This window comes from Streptomyces sp. NPDC049837 (genome assembly GCF_040674455.1).
Taxonomy (GTDB): Bacteria; Actinomycetota; Actinomycetes; order Streptomycetales; family Streptomycetaceae; genus Streptomyces.
In genome coordinates, this window is sequence record NZ_JBFAMP010000005.1 from 499,384 (window position 1) to 516,898 (window position 17,515).

The window sequence follows — 17,515 nt, forward strand, 5'->3', positions numbered from 1 at the left end:
GCGTGGAGCCCCCTGTCGGGTTCGAACCGACGACCCCCGCTTTACAAGAGCGGTGCTCTGGCCAACTGAGCTAAGGAGGCACTGCGCACGAGTGTAACCGGACCCCGCCCGCCTCCGGTCGAAAATTTCGCCGCCCGCCGACTGCTGACAGAGCCCGCCCCGCCAGGTAGCGTCACCCCAGGTTCACTCGCGTGGACCAGACCACTTCCATTCCTTTACTCGGATCGTCCGGCACGTTCCTGCCGGTGAAGGGACCGCATCACCATGGCTTCTGTCACGTTCGACAAAGCGACCCGGATCTACCCGGGTGGCACCAAGCCCGCCGTCGACCAGCTCGACATCGAGATCGCCGACGGAGAGTTCCTCGTCCTCGTCGGCCCGTCCGGCTGCGGCAAGTCGACCTCCCTGCGCATGCTCGCCGGTCTGGAGGACGTCAACGGCGGCGCCATCCGGATCGGTGACCGTGACGTCACCCACCTGCCGCCGAAGGACCGGGACATCGCCATGGTGTTCCAGAACTACGCGCTGTACCCGCACATGACCGTCGCCGACAACATGGGCTTCGCGCTCAAGATCGCCGGCGTGAACAAGGCGGAGATCCGCAAGAAGGTCGAGGAGGCGGCGAAGATCCTCGACCTCACCGAGTACCTGGACCGCAAGCCGAAGGCGCTCTCCGGCGGTCAGCGGCAGCGTGTCGCGATGGGCCGTGCCATCGTGCGTGAGCCGCAGGTGTTCCTGATGGACGAGCCGCTGTCGAACCTCGACGCCAAGCTGCGCGTGTCGACGCGTACGCAGATCGCGTCGCTCCAGCGCCGGCTCGGCATCACCACCGTGTACGTCACGCACGACCAGGTCGAGGCCCTCACCATGGGTGACCGGGTCGCGGTGCTCAAGGACGGCCTGCTCCAGCAGGTGGACACGCCGCGCAACATGTACGACCGCCCGGCCAACCTCTTCGTCGCCGGCTTCATCGGCTCCCCCGCCATGAACCTGGTCGAGGTCCCGATCACCGACGGTGGCGTCAAGTTCGGCAACAGCGTCGTGCCGGTGTCGCGCGAGGCGCTGTCCGCCGCGTCCGGCAAGGGCGACACGACCGTGACGGTCGGCGTCCGCCCCGAGCACTTCGACGTCGCGGGCGCCGAGAGCGACCAGGGCCTGGCCGTCTCGGTCAACGTCGTCGAGGAGCTGGGCGCCGACGGGTACGTGTACGGCTCCGCCCGCGTCGGCGGCGAGGACAAGGACCTGGTGGTCCGCGTCGGTGGCCGCTCCATCCCGGAGAAGGGCTCCGTGCTGCACGTCGTACCGCGCCCCGACGAGATCCACGTGTTCTCGACCTCCACGGGTGAGCGCCTCAGCGACTGACGCCGGTAATACGCGTACGCGGCTCCGCACTTCGGTGCGGGGCCGTCCGCGTACCCGGGGCCGGAGGCCGCCCGGATGTCGACAAATACCCCGGCACACGGGTCAATTCGGACCCCGTTCGTCAACACCCGATTCGAAAAGGAGCATCGAACCATCCCCCGTGGGGGTGACTAAATGTCTCCAAATCATCACTGGCCGCTACGCTCACGTCCGTGACCCACACCGCACGCCGAATCGGCCGCTCTCTCGCCCTCGTCCTGCCCGTCGTCCTGGTGCTCTCCGGAACTCTCGCGGTCACCAGCGTCCCGTGGGCGGGCAGCAGCTCCCAGACCCGGATGCTCACCGCGTCCTCGGAGAACGTCTCGGTACGGGCCAAGCCCCGTGCCCCGCAGGATATTCTCCGCGACAAGCTCCTCGCGGAGCTTCAGGAGAAGGACCCGGGTGTCGCCCTCACGCACCTCCAGCGTGCGGTGGAGGAGCGCCCCTCGCTCGCCAGGCACTGCATGTCGATCGCCCGCGCGCTCGGCCGTGCCGCCGTCCAGCACTACGGCCCCGTGAAGGCACAGACGTACTCCCGCCCCGTGTGCGACACGTCCTACGCCGCCGGCGTCGCCCACGAGAGCTGAGGCGTATCACCAGCACCGAGGTGCGCCTATCGTGCGCGGTATGCACACCTCTCCGACGCAGGCCGTGGTCCTGGCGGGCGGCCAGGGTTCACGACTGCGCCCGTACACCGACGACCGCCCCAAGCCGATGGTCGAGATCCCGGGAACCGGGACCCCGATCATCGGCCATCAGCTTTCCTGGCTGGCCGCCGAGGGCGTGACCGACGCCGTCGTCTCCTGCGGCCACCTCGCCGAGGTGCTCCAGCAGTGGCTCGCGACGGCCGAACTGCCCTTGCGCGTCACCACCGTCGTGGAGCCCGAGCCGCTCGGCCGCGGCGGCGGCCTCAAGTACGCGGCCGCGCGCCTGCCGCTCCCCGACGAGCCGTGGTACGCCACGAACGGTGACATCTGGACCCGTTTCTCGCTGCGCGAGATGGCCGCGTTCCACGCCGAGCGCGACGCCGCCGCGACACTCGCCCTGGCCCGTCCCCGTATCCCCTGGGGGGCCGTCGAGACGGACACCTTCGGGCACATCACCGACTTCATCGAGTCGCCGCCGTCGCCCTACCTCATCAACGCGGGCGTGTACGTCTTCTCCCCGGCCTTCACCCGGCTCCTCCCGGACGTCGGGGACCACGAGCGCACCACGTTCCCCCGGCTGGCCCGTGAGCGGCGTCTGGCGGGCTTCCCGCTGCCGCAGGGGGCGTACTGGAGGGCCATCGACACCGCGAAGGACCTCCAGGAGGCGGCCAAGGAGCTCGCCGGCTCCTAGACATGGCTCCCGGACACGAAGGAGGGGCGGTCACCGTGGGCACGGTGACCGCCCCTCCTCCCGTCGTGTACGTCAGCCGAGCAGGCCACCGATCGGGTTGCGGTTGCCGCCGGTGGACGAGCCGCCGTCGTTGCCGCCCGAGCCGTCGCCCGTGCCGTCGTCGCCGCCGGTGCCGCCACCGCTGCCGGTGCCGCCGGTGGACGTGGGGCCGGCGCTGGAGGACGGCGGGGGCACGGGCTCGGACTGCTCCGGGGGCTGCTGTCCGGTGCCCTGCGAGGCGGTCGGCCGCTCCTCCTCGATGCGCTCGGCCTCGCTGGTCTCCTCGGCCGGGGAGGACGCCTGCTCCTCGGCCGTCGGTCCGGCGGACGCGGACGCCGAGGGCTCGGGGCGCCGGGAGGACTCCCGGGCCGACGGGGACTGCTCGCCCGGCTCCTCGGGGAGTGGCCGGCCGGGCAGGTGGTTGGTCGGGTCGTCGTTCGGTCCGGGGACCGTGACCATCTCGGTGGACCGTACGGCGCCGCCGAGGAGCGAGCCGATGAGCAGCGTCAGGCCGACCACGACGGTGGCGACGACCGCGCCGCGCCGCAGCACCCGGCGGCGCAGGTCCCACAGCGCCGAGCGGGGCCCGAGGGTGCGCCAGGCCTCGCCGGCGAGGCGTCCGTCGATGGAGTAGACGGGCGCGCCGGCGATGATCAGCGGCGACCAGGCGGCGAGGTAGATGATGTCGGGCGCGTCGTAGACGGGGACGGTCTTCCAGCTCACGGTGAGGATCAGCGCGGCGGACAGCATCGCGCCGAAGACGGCGGCGACCCGCTGCCAGAGCCCCAGCACGGTGAGGACGCCCACGACGACCTGGGCGAAGGCGACGGTGAGGCCGGCGCCGACGGGGTGGGCGAGCGCGAAGTCGCGCAGCGGCTCGGCGAGGGCCCAGGGGTGCAGGGAGGTGAGCCACTTGACCATGGAGCCGCGCTCGCCGCCGTCGAAGTAGACGGGGTCGCAGAGCTTGCCCATGCCGGCGTAGATGGAGATGAAGCCGAGGAACACGCGCAGCGGCAGCAGGACGACGCCGAGGTTCATCCGGCGGCCGGGGTAGTACGCGTGCCGGTGGGCGGGTCCGGTGTACGCGCCGGCCGCGTCACGGTCGCCGTCGCGGCGGTCGTCGCCCTCGTACGCGTCGGAGTAGGTGCCGGAGTGCGTATCGGTGTACGGGTCGGGCTGGTCGTCGTAGGCGCCGACGGCGCGGCGCATGGGCGGCAGCAGCGGTGGCGCGTCGGGGCCGCGCTGGGCGCCGACGACGGGGGTCGGCATGGTGTCGTCGGAGAGGTCGACGCGCGGGATGACCTGGGTGGCGCCGCCGTCGAGCGTGTCGACGGCCGTCGATTCCCGCACGGCCTGGAGCAGCCCGGTCGCGCCGGGGTCCCCGGGCGAGGACTTCCCGCTCCACACGACGGGCGCGCGCCGCCGTGCCGTCGCGCCGCCGGCGGCGGCGCCGCTCATGGCGGGTACTCGGGTGGTGTCGGCCAACCGGGGCTTGTTCACCGGGGCGAGCTGCACACGGAAACTGGCGTGGTTCACGATGACCTGCGCGGGATCGCAATCCACCTTGACCATGCTCAGCGCAGGCTGATCGTCGAAACCGGGCCGGGGCGTTCTGGTGTCCACACTCATCTAACCGAGTGACGTGGGTTTAGGACACTGCCTTGACGGGTGGGAAATGTCCGAGACCCGTCAAGATCATGACGGGTCCCGGAAAGCCCGGCGTGCGGGGCGTCGCCCCGCGGAACATCACGCGCGGCGGCGGGCCGCCTCGTACAGCACCACACCGGCCGCGACGCCCGCGTTGAGGGACTCGGCGCCGCCCGGCATGGGGATGCGGACGAGGTGGTCGCACGTCTCGCCGACCAGGCGGGACAGGCCCTTGCCCTCGCTGCCGACGACGATGACGACCGGGCCGCCGAGCGCCTCCAGCTCGCCGACCTCCATGTCGCCGTCCGCGGCCAGGCCGACGACCGTGATGCCGGCCTTCTGGTACGCCTCCAGGGCGCGGGTGAGGTTGGTGGCGCGGGCGACCGGGGTACGGGCGGCGGTGCCCGCGGCGGTCTTCCAGGCGCCGGCGGTCATACCGGCCGCGCGGCGCTCGGGCACGACCACGCCGTGGCCGCCGAAGGCGGAGACGGAGCGGACGACGGCGCCGAGGTTGCGCGGGTCGGTGACCCCGTCGAGGGCGACGATCAGCGGGTCCTCGCCGTCGTCGAAGGCGGCCGCGGCGAGGTCCTCGGGGTGGGCGTACTCGTACGGCGGGACCTGGAGGACGAGGCCCTGGTGGTTGAGCCCGTTCGTCATCCGGTCGAGCTCGGCGCGCGGGGCCTCCATGAGGTTGATCCCGCCGCGGTCGGCCGCGAGCTTGAGCGCGTCGCGCACCCGCTCGTCGTTGTCGATGAACTGCTGGACGTACAGCGTCGTCGCCGGTACGCCGTCGCGCAGCGCCTCGAAGACGGGGTTGCGGCCGACGACCATCTCGGACAGGCCCTTGCCGCCGCGCCGGGCGACCTGGCGGCGGTGCGCCTGCTTGGCCTTGGCGTTGGCGACGCGGTTCTTCACATGGCCCTTGCGGGCGGACGCGGGCGGCGTGGGGCCCTTGCCTTCCAGGCCCCGGCGCCGCTGGCCACCGCTGCCGACCGTCGCGCCCTTCTTGTTGGACGTGCGGCGGTTCCTGCGCTGGCTGTTCCCGGCCATGACTTACCTGCTCTGTCGATGCGTGTCGTACGTACGTGTATATGAAGCGTGTATATGAAGTGTGCCAGCGTGGTGCTCAGCGTGCGCCGAGCGTCCACCTGGGCCCGTCGGGGCTGTCCTCGATGACGAGCCCGGACTGGCCCAACTGGTCGCGGATGGCGTCCGCCGTCGCCCAGTCCTTGCGCGCCCGCGCAGCCTCGCGCTGCTCCAGGACCATGCGGACGAGCGAGTCCACGACGCCGTGGAGGTCCTCGCCGCGGTCGGTCTCGCCCGCCCAGTGCGGGTCGAGCGGGTCCAGGCCGAGGACGCCGAGCATGGCGCGGACCTCGGCGAGGCGCGCGACGGCGGCTTCCTTGTCGTCGGCGGCCAGCGCGCTGTTGCCCTGCCGGACGGTGTTGTGGATGATCGCCAGCGCCTGTGGGACGCCCATGTCGTCGTCCATGGCCTCGGCGAAGGCGAGCGGGACCTCGGCGGCCGGCTCGACGGCGCCCGCCTTCTCGACGACCCGCTGGATGAAGCCCTCGATGCGGGCGAACGCCGACTCGGCCTCGCGCAGGGCCTCCTCGCTGTACTCGATCATCGACCGGTAGTGAGGGGTGCCCAGGTAGTAGCGCAGCACGATCGGCCGCCACTGCTTGACCATCTCGGAGACCAGCACCGAGTTGCCGAGCGACTTCGACATCTTCTCGCCGCTCATGGTGACCCAGGCGTTGTGCACCCAGTAGCGGGCGAAGTCGTCGCCGTACGCCTTGGCCTGGGCGATCTCGTTCTCGTGGTGCGGGAAGACCAGGTCCAGGCCGCCGCCGTGGATGTCGAAGGCGGAGCCCAGGTACTTGTGCGCCATGGCCGAGCACTCCAGGTGCCAGCCGGGGCGGCCTCGGCCCCACGGCGTCTCCCAGTCGGGCTCACCGGGCTTGGTGGCCTTCCACATGGCGAAGTCGCGCGGGTCGCGCTTGCCGGTGATGCCCTCCTCGGCGGGCTGCCGCAGGTCGTCGATGTCCTGGTTGGAGAGGGCGAGGTACTCCGGGAAGGAGCGCACGTCGAAGTAGACGCTGCCGTCCGCCACGTACGCGTGGCCGCGCTCGATGAGGCCGCGCATCATCTCGATCATCTCGGGGACGTGACCCGTGGCGCGCGGCTCGTAGCTGGGCGGGAGGCAGCCCAGCGCCTCGTACCCGTCGTTGAACGCGCGCTCGTTCTCGTATCCGATCGACCACCAGGGGCGGCCCTGGTCGGCGGACTTCGCGATGATCTTGTCGTCGATGTCCGTGACGTTGCGGACGAACGTCACGTCGTAGCCCCGGTAGGCGAACCAGCGGCGCATGATGTCGAAGTTCAGCCCGGACCGGATGTGCCCGATGTGCGGGGCGGCCTGCACGGTGGCGCCACACAGGTAGATCGAGACACAGCCCGGCGTGATCGGGGTGAAGTCACGGATCTGCCGGGCGCTGGTGTCGTACAGACGAATAGTCACCACTCCAGGGTAGTGGGCCGGTGCCAGTGCCCCGCGCGCCTGTGGAAAACCCGCGCCGTCAGGCCTTGCGTACGAGCAGCGCGGTGGCGATGGCGGCGAGGCCCTCGGCCCGGCCGGTCAGCCCCAGGCCGTCCGTCGTCGTGCCGGACACCGAAACGGGTGCGCCGGCCGCCGCGCCCAGCGCCTTCTGGGCCTCCTCGCGCCGCTTGCCGATCTTCGGGCGTACGCCGATGACCTGGACGGCGATGTTGCCGATCTCGAAGCCCTCGGCGCGCACGATCCGCGCGGCCTCGGCGAGCAGCGTCACACCGGACGCGCCGGACCACTCGGGGCGCGAGGTCCCGAAGTGGGCGCCCAGGTCGCCGATGCCGGCGGCGGAGAACAGCGCGTCGCAGGCGGCGTGGGCGGCGACGTCGCCGTCGGAGTGCCCGGCGAGGCCGTAGCCGTCGGAGTCCTCCCAGAGCAGGCCGGCGCACCACAGTTCGCGGCCCTTCTCGAAGGCGTGGACGTCGGTGCCGATGCCCACCAGGGGGATGCCGACGCTCGGCGGGCTAGAAGCCATCGTTGGCCCTCCTCCGGGCGAGGACCGCCTCGGCGAGTACGAGGTCGAGCGGGCGGGTCACCTTGAACGCCTCCTCGTGGCCGGGCACCACGACGACGGGCTCGCCGAGCTGCTCGACCATGCTCGCGTCGTCGGTGACGTTGTCGGTGACGGTGCGGTGGGCGCGCACGAGCGTGTCGCGGGCGAAGCCCTGCGGGGTCTGCACGGCGCGGAGGGTGGCGCGGTCGGGCGTGGCGAGGACCGGCTCGGGCTCGCCCTTCTCGCGCGGCTCGACCTGCTTGACGGTGTCGGCGAGCGGCACGGCCGGTACGACGGCGACGGCGCCGTCGCGGACGGTCTCGATGACCGCGTCGACGGTGTCGACGGGGACGAGCGGGCGGGCCGCGTCGTGGACGAGGACGGTGGCGATGTCGTCGGGCAGCGCGTCCAGGCCGAGGCGGACGGACTCCTGCCGGGTCTCGCCGCCGGGCACGACCAGGTAGTCGGTCCGCTCGGGCAGCGCGTGCGCGTCGAGGAGGTTCTTGACCTCGGGCGCGCCGTCGGGCGGGGCGACCACCACGACGAGGGAGACCGCGCGGGAGGCCGCCATGGCGCGGACCGCGTGGATCAGCATGGGCGTGCCGTTCAGGGCGCGGAGCGCCTTGGGGGCGCCCGGGCCGAGCCGTACGCCCCGGCCGGCCGCGGGGATCACCGCGGCGGTGCGGGCAGGGGGTGCTGCGTCAGACATCGGTTGCACTCCGGCAGGTTTGTTGACTCGGCCGATATGGGTATGGCCTCAGCGGGGCGGGCGCAACGCCTTGACCGGACCCTTCCGTGACCACTGGTTGAGCGAGCTGCGCGAGCTGCCCGGGCAGAGCGAGATCGTGCTGAAGCGTGCTGGAGCCGGACATGCCGCAGCGCCCGGCGACGAAGCTGTCTGTCACAGCATGTCAGCGGGCACCGCGGCATCGCTTCACATCAGCTACGCGCTCTGTGTGAGACGCGTCGTGCGACACGTCAGGACGCGAGGACCTCGTCGAGCAGGGCCTCGGCCTTGTCTTCGTTGGTGTTCTCCGCGAGGGCGAGCTCGCTCACCAGGATCTGGCGCGCCTTGGCGAGCATGCGCTTCTCACCGGCGGACAGACCACGCTCACGCTCGCGGCGCCACAGGTCACGCACCACTTCGGCGACCTTGATGACGTCGCCGGAGGCGAGCTTCTCGAGATTTGCCTTGTAGCGACGGGACCAGTTCGTCGGCTCCTCGGCGTACGGTGCGCGCAGCACCTCGAAGACCCGGTCCAGTCCGTCCTGACCGACCACATCGCGCACGCCGACGAACTCCGCATTGTCCGCTGGCACACGAACCGTCAAGTCGCCCTGGGCGACCTTGAGCACCAAGTAGGTCTTGTCCACGCCTTTGATCTGGCGAGTTTCGATGGCCTCGATCAGCGCGGCCCCGTGATGGGGATAGACCACGGTGTCGCCAACCTTGAACGTCATGTGACAGGTACCCCTTCCGTGGCTATCCAGGGTAACACGGATACGGCTTCTTCTGAATGGCGTTTTCGCAGGTCAGGGCATATCTCGGGGCTTGACAACAGCAACAGGAACGTGCTGCGGAGGGGTTCCGGAAGGGGGTATTCGCAGGTCGGAGCGGCTGCGCGGGCGGCCTGAAACCGGCACGTCACCCCCCTCCACGGGAGGTCCGAAGAGCCTGATCGTCCCGGTTTGCCGGGTTCCAGGAGGTGAACTTCCCGTACTCCGTTCGGCGGCCGCTCACCCGTACGGACGGCGGTGCCGGACGATTGTCGAAATTGACCGAGTGCGGGTCACGCGTTGATCGCGCAGCTTGGCGAAGCTTGATCGAGCGGCGCATTTCACGAGGAATGCGGGACCGCTCCGGAATTGATCAAGAGCGGTTATGTGAACGCGGAACGAAGCACACGGGAGCGGCCGGCGTACGGGCGGCGTGCCCGGACCCCGACACGGGAGTGGGGCGGGTCGGGTGCGGGGCGGGGTGGAGGGGTCGGTAACCTGAGCGCGCCGACTGATCCTCGGGCCCGCTCTCAGGGTCGGCCGGACAGCCAGTACCACCACACCGTGCCCGTCCCTCCGTCCGTACGTCCTAGGAGTTGCCGCCGCCGTGAGCCGCAGCCTTCGACGCGGCGCCCTCGCCGCCACCGCCATCGTGATCTCGATCGCCTCGCTCTCCGCCTGCGGTGCGGGCAACGACGCGCAGACGCTCGGCGTCAAGCCGGACAACGCCGCCACCTCCGTCGGCACCGTCAAGATCCAGAACGCGATGGTGATCACGCAGCCGAAGCTCGACGCCGAGGGCCCCGCCGTCGTCTCGGCGATGCTCTTCAACAACGGCTCCAAGGCGGAGACCCTGGAGGCCATCGAGCTGCCCGGCACCAACGCCGAGGTCAAGCTCACCGCCGCGAGCGGCTCCGGCCCGATCACCGTCCCGGCGGGCGGCTCGGTCCTCATCGGCGGCAAGGGCAACGCCTCCGCGGTGATCGAGAAGGGCCGCGAGGCCGCGCAGGACGGCAACGCGCAGGAGGTCGTCTTCAAGCTGAGCGAGACCGGCGACGTCGGGCTCAAGGCGTTCGTCATCCCGGCGACCAGCTACTTCGCGGGCTACGGCCCGGAGGAGGTCCCGCAGAAGCCGGCGGAGCAGTCCCCCGCCGGTACGCCGACCGGCAGCCCCACCGGCTCGCCGACCACCACCCCCGGCGCCCCGGCGGGCGGCGACGAGGCGTCGTCGGCCACCCCGTCGGACTCCGCCTCGGCGTCGCACGGCGCGGATCACTGACGCACACGTACGCGGAAGGGGCGCCCCACCGGTGGTGGGGCGCCCCTTGTGCTGTCCGGCGGCCTACGGCCGGGGGTTGGCCTACGGCTCGAACTTGTAGCCCAGGCCCCTGACCGTGACCAGGTAGCGGGGGGCGCCGGGGTCGGGTTCGATCTTGGCGCGGAGGCGCTTGACGTGGACGTCGAGAGTCTTGGTGTCGCCGACGTAGTCCGCGCCCCACACCCGGTCGATGAGCTGCATCCGGGTCAGCACCCGGCCCGCGTTGCGCAGCAGCATCTCCAGCAGGTCGAACTCCTTCAGCGGCAGGTCGACCTTGCCGCCCGCGACCGTGACGACGTGGCGGTCCACGTCCATCCGGACCGGTCCGGCCTCCAGGGCCGCCGGGGCGACCTCCTCGGGCTCGCCGCGGCGGCGGAGGACGGCGCGGATGCGGGCGACCAGCTCACGGGAGGAGAAGGGCTTCGTGACGTAGTCGTCGGCTCCTATCTCCAGTCCGACGACCTTGTCGATCTCGCTGTCCTTGGCGGTCACCATGATCACCGGGACGTTCGACCGGCCGCGGAGCTGGCGGCAGACCTCGGTGCCGGGCAGACCGGGCAGCATGAGGTCGAGCAGGACGAGGTCGGCGCCGTTGCGCTCGAACTCATCCAGCCCCTCGGGCCCGGTGGTCGCGACGGCGACCTCGAAGCCTTCCTTGCGGAGCATGTAGGACAGGGCGTCGCTGAAGGATTCCTCATCCTCGACGACGAGCACTCGGGTCACGGAAGGACCTCCGGGGCTGTGAGCGGTTCGGTGGTGGTGTGGTCGTGGTGGGACCGGGAAGAGCGGTCCCGTCCGGCGCCGGCCTCGGGGAGGCGGAGGGTGAACGTGGAGCCCTGACCCTCGGTGCTCCACACCGTGACCTCCCCGCCGTGCGAGGCGGCCACGTGCTTGACGATGGCCAGGCCCAGTCCCGTGCCGCCGGTGGCGCGGGAGCGGGCGGGGTCGACGCGGTAGAAGCGCTCGAAGATGCGCTCCTTGTCCTTGTCGGGGATGCCTATGCCCTGGTCGGTGACGGCGATCTCGATGAGGTCGCCGCCGGGTGCGGTGACCCGGCGGGCGGCGATGCCGACGCGGGTGTGGGCCGGGGAGTAGTTCACGGCGTTCTCGACGAGGTTGCCGAGGGCGGCGGCGAGCTGGCCGCGGTGACCCCAGACGTGCAGGTCGGCGGTGCCGCCGGCGGCCATGGTGATCTGCTTGGTGGAGGCGGTGTGCCGGGAGCGGTCGATGGCCTCGGCGACCAGCTCGTCGACCCGGACGGGCTCGGCGTCCTCCAGCGGGTCGTCGTTCTGGACGCGGGAGAGGTCGATGAGCTCCTGGACGAGGTTGGTGAGCCGGGTCGCCTCTATCTGCATGCGCCCGGCGAAGCGCATGACCGCCTCGGGGTCGTCGGAGGCGTCCATGACGGCCTCGGAGAGCAGGGAGAGGGCTCCGACGGGGGTCTTCAGCTCGTGGCTCACATTGGCGACGAAGTCGCGGCGTACCGCTTCGATGCGGCGGGCCTCGGTGAGGTCCTCGACCAGGAGCAGGACGAGGCGGGAGCCGAGGGGAGCGACGCGGGCGGAGACGGCGAGGGCCTCGCCGCGGCCGGTGCCGCGCCGGGGGAGGTCCAGCTCGACCTGCCGTATCTCGCCGTCACGGCGGGTGTCGCGGGCCATCTGGAGCATGGGCTCGACGGCGAGCTTGCCGCCCCGGACGAGCCCGAGCGCGTACGCCGCCGAGCTGGCCTTGACGACGGAGTCGCTCTCGTCGAGGACGACGGCGGAGGAGCGCAGTACGGACAGGACCGTGTCCACACCGGGCGGCAGTACCGCGTCCGTGTGGAGGGAGGTCCGGGTGGGTCTCGCCTGGTCGCGCTCGCTCCAGCGGAACGCCAGCATGGCGATCACGCCGGTGCACGCGCCGGCGATCGCGGCCAATGCGGCGACCGCCGCGTTCACGTCCATGCATCCAGGTTATGCGGGCGCTCGGACACTCTCCCAGCCATCAGGGGGCGTGCTCGAACAGTCGTCGCCCAGAGTTCACCGAGGGGAAAGTGACGGTTCACTTGTGAGGGAGGCCCCGGACTTTTTGGACTCGGACCGTGGGAGCGTAGGGGTCCGAGCCCACCCGGACCCCTGAGGTTCGCACTGAGAGAGGGACATCCATGCGGGACGCGTACCACGAGGAACTGGACTCGATCGGCGAGGGTCTGGTCGAGATGGCCCGGCTGGTCGGGTCGGCGATCGGGCGCGCCACCACGGCGATGCTCGACGCGGATCTGAAGCTGGCGGAGGCCGTGATCGCGGCCGACCAGAAGGTCGACGACCTTCAGCACGACCTGGAGGCCCGGGCCATAGCCCTGCTGGCGCGCCAGCAGCCCGTCGCGACGGATCTGCGGATCGTGGTGACCTCGCTGCGGATGAGCGCGGACCTGGAGCGCTCCGGCGACCTGGCCCAGCACGTCGCCAAGCTGGCGCGGCTGCGGTTCCCGGACACGGCGGTGCCGCAGGACCTGCACGCCACGATCCTGGAGATGGGCCAGCTCGCGCAGCGCCTGATGGCGAAGGCGGCGGAGGTCATCATCACCAAGGACGTCGACCTGGCGCTCCAGCTCGAGCACGACGACGACGAGATGGACCGCCTGCACCGCACGCTGTTCCAGCACCTGATGGACGACCGCTGGAAGCACGGCATCGAGACCGCGGTCGACGTCACCCTGCTGGGCCGCTACTACGAGCGCTTCGCCGACCACGCGGTGTCGGTCGCCAAGCGCGTGGTCTACCTGGTCACGGGCGAGCACGCGGACGAGCTCCAGCAGGCGGAGGCACCGGTCGAGGGCGCGTAACGGCACGCACCGGGCGCCCGCACATCTGTGCGCCGTTGATGCGCCCTGTCGGCTGGGCATGCAATGGGAAGAGGCGACGTACGCCTTGGAACGTACGCCTTCGAGGAGGGACCCATGGCAGATACGCCCATGACCGACCCCGAGCTGGAAGTGCCCGTCGAAGTGCTCCGCCTGCCCGTGCTGGGCGCCTGTGGCTGTGGCTCGGGCTGCGGCTGCGGCTGCCAGTCGGGCGCGCCGTGCCAGTGCGGCGGCTGCTGCGGCTGACCCGCCGGGCGTGCACGAAAAGGGCCCCGTCCACACCGTGGACGGGGCCCTTGCCGTGTGCGGTTACTTCTTGCCCTGGTTCTTGACCGCCTCGATGGCCGCCTTGGCCGCCTCGGGGTCCAGGTAGGTGCCGCCCGGCTTGACCGGCTTGAAGTCGGCGTCCAGCTCGTAGACCAGCGGGATGCCCGTCGGGATGTTCAGGCCCGCGATGTCGGCGTCGGAGATGCCGTCCAGGTGCTTGACCAGGGCGCGCAGGCTGTTGCCGTGGGCGGCGATCAGGACCGTGCGGCCGGCGAGGAGGTCCGGGACGATGCCGTCGTACCAGTACGGCAGCATGCGGACGACGACGTCCTTGAGGCACTCGGTGCGGGGGCGCAGCTCCGGCGGGATGGTGGCGTAGCGCGCGTCGCCGGCCTGGGAGAACTCGTTGTCGTCGGCGAGGACCGGCGGCGGGGTGTCGTAGGAGCGGCGCCACAGCATGAACTGCTCCTCGCCGAACTCGGCGAGCGTCTGCGCCTTGTCCTTGCCCTGGAGCGCGCCGTAGTGCCGCTCGTTCAGGCGCCAGGAGCGGTGGACCGGGATCCAGTGGCGGTCGGCGGCCTCCAGGGCGAGCTGCGCGGTGCGGATGGCGCGCTTCTGGAGGGAGGTGTGCAGCACGTCGGGGAGCAGACCGGCGTCCTTGAGCAGCTCACCGCCGCGGACAGCCTCCTTCTCGCCCTTCTCGGTGAGGTTGACGTCCACCCAGCCGGTGAACAGGTTCTTCGCGTTCCATTCGCTCTCGCCGTGGCGGAGGAGGATCAGCTTGTACGGTGCGTCGGCCATGCGTACGAGATTAATGGACGCCGATGACACTTGACGGCTCCCGTCAATTGAGTGGCCCCCGACAACAGGCAGCCCGTAATTTGCGATCACCGGGTCAGCCACTTACGGGGGGTTACGCATGTCCATCACCACGCTCAAACGGGCGGCCAGAGAGAGCGTCTCGGGCCTGCCGCGCGCGTTCTGGTGGCTGTGGGCCAGCACCCTGATCAACCGGCTCGGCGCCTTCGTCGCGACCTTCATGGCCCTGTACCTGACCCTGGACCGTGGCTATTCGGCCTCGTACGCCGGGCTCGTCGCCTCCCTCCACGGGCTCGGCGGCGTCATCTCGTCGGTCGCCGGCGGTGTGATGACCGACCGGCTCGGCCGCCGTCCCACGCTGTTGATCGCCCAGGTGTCGACGGCCGTCTCGGTCGCCGTCCTCGGCTTCATGCAGCACCCGGTCGCGATCGCCGCCGTCGCGTTCGTCGTCGGCGCCGCGTCGAACGCCTCGCGGCCCGCCGTGCAGGCGATGATGGCGGACATCGTCCGGCCCGAGGACCGTATGCGGGCGTTCTCGCTCAACTACTGGGCGATCAACCTGGGCTTCGCCATCTCGGCCGCCGGCGCCGGATTCATCGCGGAGTACAGCTACCTCGCCGGCTTCCTCGGCGAGGCCGTCCTGACCCTGACCTGCGCGGTCCTGATCTTCGTCAAGCTGCCCGAGTCCCGCCCCTCGCAGGCCCCGTCCGCTCCCGGGAAGGCAGTGGAGCCGGACGTCGGGATGGGGACGGTCCTGCGCGACGGGCGGTTCATGGGTGTGGTGGGCCTCTCCTTCCTCATCTCGCTGATCTTCCAGCAGGGGTACGTGGGCCTGCCGGTCGCCATGGGCGCGGACGGGTTCGGCGCGGCGGACTTCGGGCTGGCGATGGCGGTGAACGGCGTCCTCATCGTGGCGCTCCAGCTTCCGGTCACCCGGTACATCGAGCACCGCGACCCGCGCAGGCTGCTGATCGTCTCGTCGCTGCTGGCCGGGTACGGCTTCGGGCTCACCGCCTTCGCCGGGTCGGTCGGCGTCTACGCGCTGACCGTCTGCGTCTGGACGCTCGCCGAGATCGTGAACGCCCCGACGCAGACGGGCCTGGTGGTGCGGCTCTCCCCGGTCCACGGGCGTGGCCGCTACCAGGGCGTGTACACGATGTCGTGGTCGGTCGCCGCGCTGATCGCGCCGCTGATGTCCGGCTGGATGATCGACCGGTTCGGCGCGGAGTGGCTGTGGGGCGCGTGCGCGGTCCTCGGGACGGTGGCCGGACTCGGCTACTGGCTGCTGATGCGGAGCCTGCCGGAGGAGGAGACGGCGAGGGAAACAACGCCCTCCCGCGAGACGGTCACCGCCTGAGGAGGGCGCGCTGGGCCTCGTAGAGATTCTGGGGGCGTACGGACACGGGGGTGCCGTACGCCTCCAGACGTGTGTGGAGCGGGCCGGCGAAGTCCGGGACGTCGATCTGGTCGAACTCCCGCACCTCGCTGATGCCGACGGTCGCGCTGTACGGAGCGATCCCGTCCAGCCGGACCAGCCCGGCGCGCTGGTTGGTGACGGTGACGTTCCAGTGGGTGAACCGGGCCCCGTACAACGGTCCCGCCGAGGCGTCTCCGCCGTGCCGGCCGTCGTTGTGGACCCGTATCTGTGTCCTGACGTTCGCGAACGGCATGCCCCGGTGGGTGTCGAAGGTGCCCGTCTCCATCTCCCCGCGCGACCAGACGTTGTAGCTGGACAGCCCCTCCACGTTGATCCCGTGCAGTTGGGTGCCGGGCGGTGCGGGGGTGGTGCGCCGCTCGACGGTGAAGTCCTCGACGAGGTTGTCGTGCGAGCCCTCGCGGCAGAAGTACGGGTGGTGCGCTCCTCGTCCGGCGACCCTTGTACGACGCAGGGTGCACGCCGACGCGGCGACCAGCCCGAAGCCGTTGTCGACATGGCGGACGGTGACGTCGTCGGCCCAGCAGTCGTAGGCGCACTGGAAGGTGACGCCGTTGAACCCCTTGTCGAGCAGGTGCGGTTGCTGCGGCGCCTCGACGGCCTCCAGGGTGAGCCCTTCGACCCCGGAGTCCGTGAGCGCGTCCACGTGGGTGGTCAGGCGGGGGTCCCACTCGGGCCGTACGTCGAGGGGCAGCGGCCGTTCCAGGGTGACGGTCCGTCCCCGCACGCCCATGACCCGCACGGGCCACTCGTAGGGGACGTAGCTGAGGAGCTTGGTCTTGTCGGCCCACGTGTACGCGGCGGGGCCGGGGCCGTCGCCGGCCATGTGCCGGAGCAGGGTGTGGGCGTGGTCGTCGGCGAGCCGCAGCAGAACGAGCTCGCCTTCCCCGACCTTTGACGGGCCGTCGACCGTGACCGACCGATCGCCCCGGCGGGCGGGCCGCACGGTGGTGAGCGTCCGCCACTGGTCCCGCCGGTTGCCGGTCCAGCCCTCGAAGGGCCACGCCCTGGCCTTGATCGCGGCGGTGAGGTCCTCGTAACGGCCCTTCGGGCACAGCCAGATGAGCCCGCCGGCCCAGGACCACGACGACTTGTCGCCGCCGTAACGCGACCCGTACGGCCCGATCAGTTCGGTCAGGTGCCTGGTGGCGACGAGCTTCGTACGCCCGCTGCCCGCGCCCTTGAGGGTGACGCCGCTGTGGCCGATGCGGATGACGTCGTCGACGCGGTAGGTGCCGGGCGGGACGAGGACGGTGCCGCCGCCGCGCGCGCCGGCCTCCGCGAGGGCCCGGTTGATCGCGGGCGCGGCGTCCTCCGTGCCGTCCGGCTTGGCCCCGTACGCCAGGACGTCGGCCACCACGGGACGGCGGGGGAACCCCACGGCCCCGGCGCGGCGGCCCGCGCGGGCGACGTACGGGATCTGCGGGTGGGTGTAGGGCGCCGCCGCGAACTCCCGCCACAGCGCGGCGGTTCGCCGCTCCCGCGCGGCGGCGTCCGGAGCGGTGGCCGCCACTGCGCCGGCGACGGCGCCACCGAGGAGGGTACGTCTGGTCAGCATGGCCCACCTTTCCACGTACATGAACGGTGTTCAGGTGCGGGGTTGCGGTGAGCATGCCATGGGGTGGCGCGCGGTGGAAGGGGTCGTGCACGGGCACACCCCCACCCGCCGCCCCCGCCGGACCGGCCCGGGCAGGCGCCGTCAGGTGGCGGCGAACCGGCCGCAGACGCACGACGGCCGGGGTGGGGCCGTGCAGGGTCGCCCCCGCAGAGGTTGGCGGCAAAGCAGGGGCTCCCTCGAAAGGCAC

Annotated in this window: 17 protein-coding genes and 1 tRNA gene; 7 read left to right on the forward strand and 11 right to left on the reverse strand. The window is 71.2% G+C overall.

Annotated features, from left to right (window positions below; all coding sequences use genetic code 11):
• Positions 1-3: 3 nt before the first annotated feature.
• Positions 4-80 (reverse strand) — tRNA-Thr (locus AB0J57_RS17215).
• Positions 81-264: 184 nt separating this feature from the next.
• On the opposite strand from AB0J57_RS17215, the gene ugpC reads away from it, so the two are divergent.
• The 3 genes from ugpC (at position 265) to AB0J57_RS17230 (ending at position 2,739) form a co-directional block, all read left to right on the forward strand.
• Positions 265-1,362 carry a sn-glycerol-3-phosphate ABC transporter ATP-binding protein UgpC gene (ugpC, locus tag AB0J57_RS17220; RefSeq protein ID WP_366128982.1) on the forward strand — a complete coding sequence of 366 codons (1,098 nt, stop codon included), beginning with the start codon at positions 265-267 and terminating at the stop codon, positions 1,360-1,362.
• A 212-nt stretch (positions 1,363-1,574) separates the two neighbouring features.
• Positions 1,575-1,988 (forward strand): hypothetical protein, encoded by a 414-nt coding sequence (locus AB0J57_RS17225; RefSeq protein WP_366128983.1) that lies wholly within the window; start codon positions 1,575-1,577, stop codon positions 1,986-1,988.
• Between the two features lie 40 nt (positions 1,989-2,028).
• A complete protein-coding gene (locus AB0J57_RS17230; protein ID WP_366128985.1) occupies positions 2,029-2,739 on the forward strand; it encodes a nucleotidyltransferase family protein in 711 nt (236 codons plus the stop codon).
• A gap of 72 nt (positions 2,740-2,811) precedes the next feature.
• Here the strand turns inward: AB0J57_RS17230 and AB0J57_RS17235 are convergent, their stop codons facing one another.
• The 6 genes from AB0J57_RS17235 to AB0J57_RS17260 form a co-directional block, all read right to left on the reverse strand.
• A complete protein-coding gene (locus tag AB0J57_RS17235) occupies positions 2,812-4,407 on the reverse strand; it encodes a DoxX family protein (RefSeq protein WP_366128986.1) in 1,596 nt (531 codons plus the stop codon).
• 117 nt (positions 4,408-4,524) lie between these two features.
• Positions 4,525-5,475 carry a 23S rRNA (guanosine(2251)-2'-O)-methyltransferase RlmB gene (gene rlmB, locus AB0J57_RS17240; RefSeq protein WP_366128987.1) on the reverse strand — a complete coding sequence of 317 codons (951 nt, stop codon included), beginning with the start codon at positions 5,473-5,475 and terminating at the stop codon, positions 4,525-4,527.
• 76 nt (positions 5,476-5,551) lie between these two features.
• Positions 5,552-6,949: a cysteine--tRNA ligase gene (gene cysS / locus AB0J57_RS17245; protein ID WP_366128988.1), complete on the reverse strand. Its 1,398-nt coding sequence runs from the start codon at positions 6,947-6,949 to the stop codon at positions 5,552-5,554.
• A gap of 58 nt (positions 6,950-7,007) precedes the next feature.
• Positions 7,008-7,511, reverse strand: a complete 504-nt coding sequence (ispF, locus tag AB0J57_RS17250) for a 2-C-methyl-D-erythritol 2,4-cyclodiphosphate synthase (protein WP_366128989.1) — start codon at positions 7,509-7,511, stop codon at positions 7,008-7,010.
• Entirely contained in the window at positions 7,501-8,238 is a 738-nt protein-coding gene (gene ispD / locus AB0J57_RS17255; RefSeq protein WP_366128990.1) for a 2-C-methyl-D-erythritol 4-phosphate cytidylyltransferase, read from the reverse strand. The genes ispF and ispD overlap by 11 nt, the downstream gene beginning before the upstream one ends.
• A 269-nt stretch (positions 8,239-8,507) precedes the next feature.
• Positions 8,508-8,990: a CarD family transcriptional regulator gene (locus AB0J57_RS17260; RefSeq protein WP_003953493.1), complete on the reverse strand. Its 483-nt coding sequence runs from the start codon at positions 8,988-8,990 to the stop codon at positions 8,508-8,510.
• Between the two features lie 643 nt (positions 8,991-9,633).
• On the opposite strand from AB0J57_RS17260, the gene AB0J57_RS17265 reads away from it, so the two are divergent.
• Positions 9,634-10,305, forward strand: coding sequence for a DUF461 domain-containing protein (locus AB0J57_RS17265; RefSeq protein ID WP_366128991.1), 672 nt, complete (start codon positions 9,634-9,636; stop codon positions 10,303-10,305).
• Between the two features lie 81 nt (positions 10,306-10,386).
• Here AB0J57_RS17265 and AB0J57_RS17270 read toward each other — a convergent pair whose 3' ends face one another.
• Together AB0J57_RS17270 and AB0J57_RS17275 are read right to left on the reverse strand one after the other, a co-directional pair.
• The gene (locus AB0J57_RS17270) at positions 10,387-11,067 is read right to left on the reverse strand and encodes a response regulator transcription factor (protein ID WP_064067557.1); all 681 of its coding nucleotides are present in this window, start codon (positions 11,065-11,067) and stop codon (positions 10,387-10,389) included.
• Positions 11,064-12,290 carry an ATP-binding protein gene (locus tag AB0J57_RS17275; protein ID WP_366128993.1) on the reverse strand — a complete coding sequence of 409 codons (1,227 nt, stop codon included), beginning with the start codon at positions 12,288-12,290 and terminating at the stop codon, positions 11,064-11,066. The genes AB0J57_RS17270 and AB0J57_RS17275 overlap by 4 nt, the downstream gene beginning before the upstream one ends.
• 200 nt (positions 12,291-12,490) lie before the next feature.
• Here AB0J57_RS17275 and phoU point away from each other — a divergent pair, with 200 nt between their 5' ends.
• Together phoU and AB0J57_RS17285 are read left to right on the forward strand one after the other, a co-directional pair.
• The gene (phoU, locus tag AB0J57_RS17280) at positions 12,491-13,171 is read left to right on the forward strand and encodes a phosphate signaling complex protein PhoU (RefSeq protein WP_366128994.1); all 681 of its coding nucleotides are present in this window, start codon (positions 12,491-12,493) and stop codon (positions 13,169-13,171) included.
• 114 nt (positions 13,172-13,285) lie between these two features.
• The gene (locus tag AB0J57_RS17285; protein WP_366128995.1) at positions 13,286-13,435 is read left to right on the forward strand and encodes a hypothetical protein; all 150 of its coding nucleotides are present in this window, start codon (positions 13,286-13,288) and stop codon (positions 13,433-13,435) included.
• Between the two features lie 63 nt (positions 13,436-13,498).
• Here the strand turns inward: AB0J57_RS17285 and AB0J57_RS17290 are convergent, their stop codons facing one another.
• Complete coding sequence (locus AB0J57_RS17290) at positions 13,499-14,257, reverse strand: phosphoglyceromutase (RefSeq protein ID WP_366128996.1); 759 nt, start codon at positions 14,255-14,257, stop codon at positions 13,499-13,501.
• A gap of 118 nt (positions 14,258-14,375) precedes the next feature.
• Here AB0J57_RS17290 and AB0J57_RS17295 point away from each other — a divergent pair, with 118 nt between their 5' ends.
• Positions 14,376-15,632 carry an MFS transporter gene (locus AB0J57_RS17295; protein WP_366128997.1) on the forward strand — a complete coding sequence of 419 codons (1,257 nt, stop codon included), beginning with the start codon at positions 14,376-14,378 and terminating at the stop codon, positions 15,630-15,632.
• On the opposite strand, the gene AB0J57_RS17300 is transcribed toward AB0J57_RS17295, so the two are convergent.
• Positions 15,622-17,268, reverse strand: a complete 1,647-nt coding sequence (locus AB0J57_RS17300) for a glycosyl hydrolase family 28-related protein (RefSeq protein WP_366128998.1) — start codon at positions 17,266-17,268, stop codon at positions 15,622-15,624. The two genes, AB0J57_RS17295 and AB0J57_RS17300, sit on opposite strands and share 11 nt — an antisense overlap.
• Positions 17,269-17,515 lie beyond the last annotated feature (247 nt).

Bases quoted from the DNA above. Each gene is read 5' to 3' on its own strand.
- AB0J57_RS17285 (WP_366128995.1), top strand. From the start codon at position 13,286: ATGGCAGATACGCCCATGACCGACCCCGAGCTGGAAGTGCCCGTCGAA.
- AB0J57_RS17275 (WP_366128993.1), bottom strand. From the start codon at position 12,290: ATGGACGTGAACGCGGCGGTCGCCGCATTGGCCGCGATCGCCGGCGCG.
- rlmB (WP_366128987.1), bottom strand. From the start codon at position 5,475: ATGGCCGGGAACAGCCAGCGCAGGAACCGCCGCACGTCCAACAAGAAG.
- AB0J57_RS17295 (WP_366128997.1), top strand. From the start codon at position 14,376: ATGTCCATCACCACGCTCAAACGGGCGGCCAGAGAGAGCGTCTCGGGC.
- phoU (WP_366128994.1), top strand. From the start codon at position 12,491: ATGCGGGACGCGTACCACGAGGAACTGGACTCGATCGGCGAGGGTCTG.
- AB0J57_RS17235 (WP_366128986.1), bottom strand. From the start codon at position 4,407: ATGAGTGTGGACACCAGAACGCCCCGGCCCGGTTTCGACGATCAGCCT.
- AB0J57_RS17260 (WP_003953493.1), bottom strand. From the start codon at position 8,990: ATGACGTTCAAGGTTGGCGACACCGTGGTCTATCCCCATCACGGGGCC.
- ispD (WP_366128990.1), bottom strand. From the start codon at position 8,238: ATGTCTGACGCAGCACCCCCTGCCCGCACCGCCGCGGTGATCCCCGCG.
- AB0J57_RS17300 (WP_366128998.1), bottom strand. From the start codon at position 17,268: ATGCTGACCAGACGTACCCTCCTCGGTGGCGCCGTCGCCGGCGCAGTG.
- ispF (WP_366128989.1), bottom strand. From the start codon at position 7,511: ATGGCTTCTAGCCCGCCGAGCGTCGGCATCCCCCTGGTGGGCATCGGC.
- AB0J57_RS17230 (WP_366128985.1), top strand. From the start codon at position 2,029: ATGCACACCTCTCCGACGCAGGCCGTGGTCCTGGCGGGCGGCCAGGGT.
- ugpC (WP_366128982.1), top strand. From the start codon at position 265: ATGGCTTCTGTCACGTTCGACAAAGCGACCCGGATCTACCCGGGTGGC.
- AB0J57_RS17290 (WP_366128996.1), bottom strand. From the start codon at position 14,257: ATGGCCGACGCACCGTACAAGCTGATCCTCCTCCGCCACGGCGAGAGC.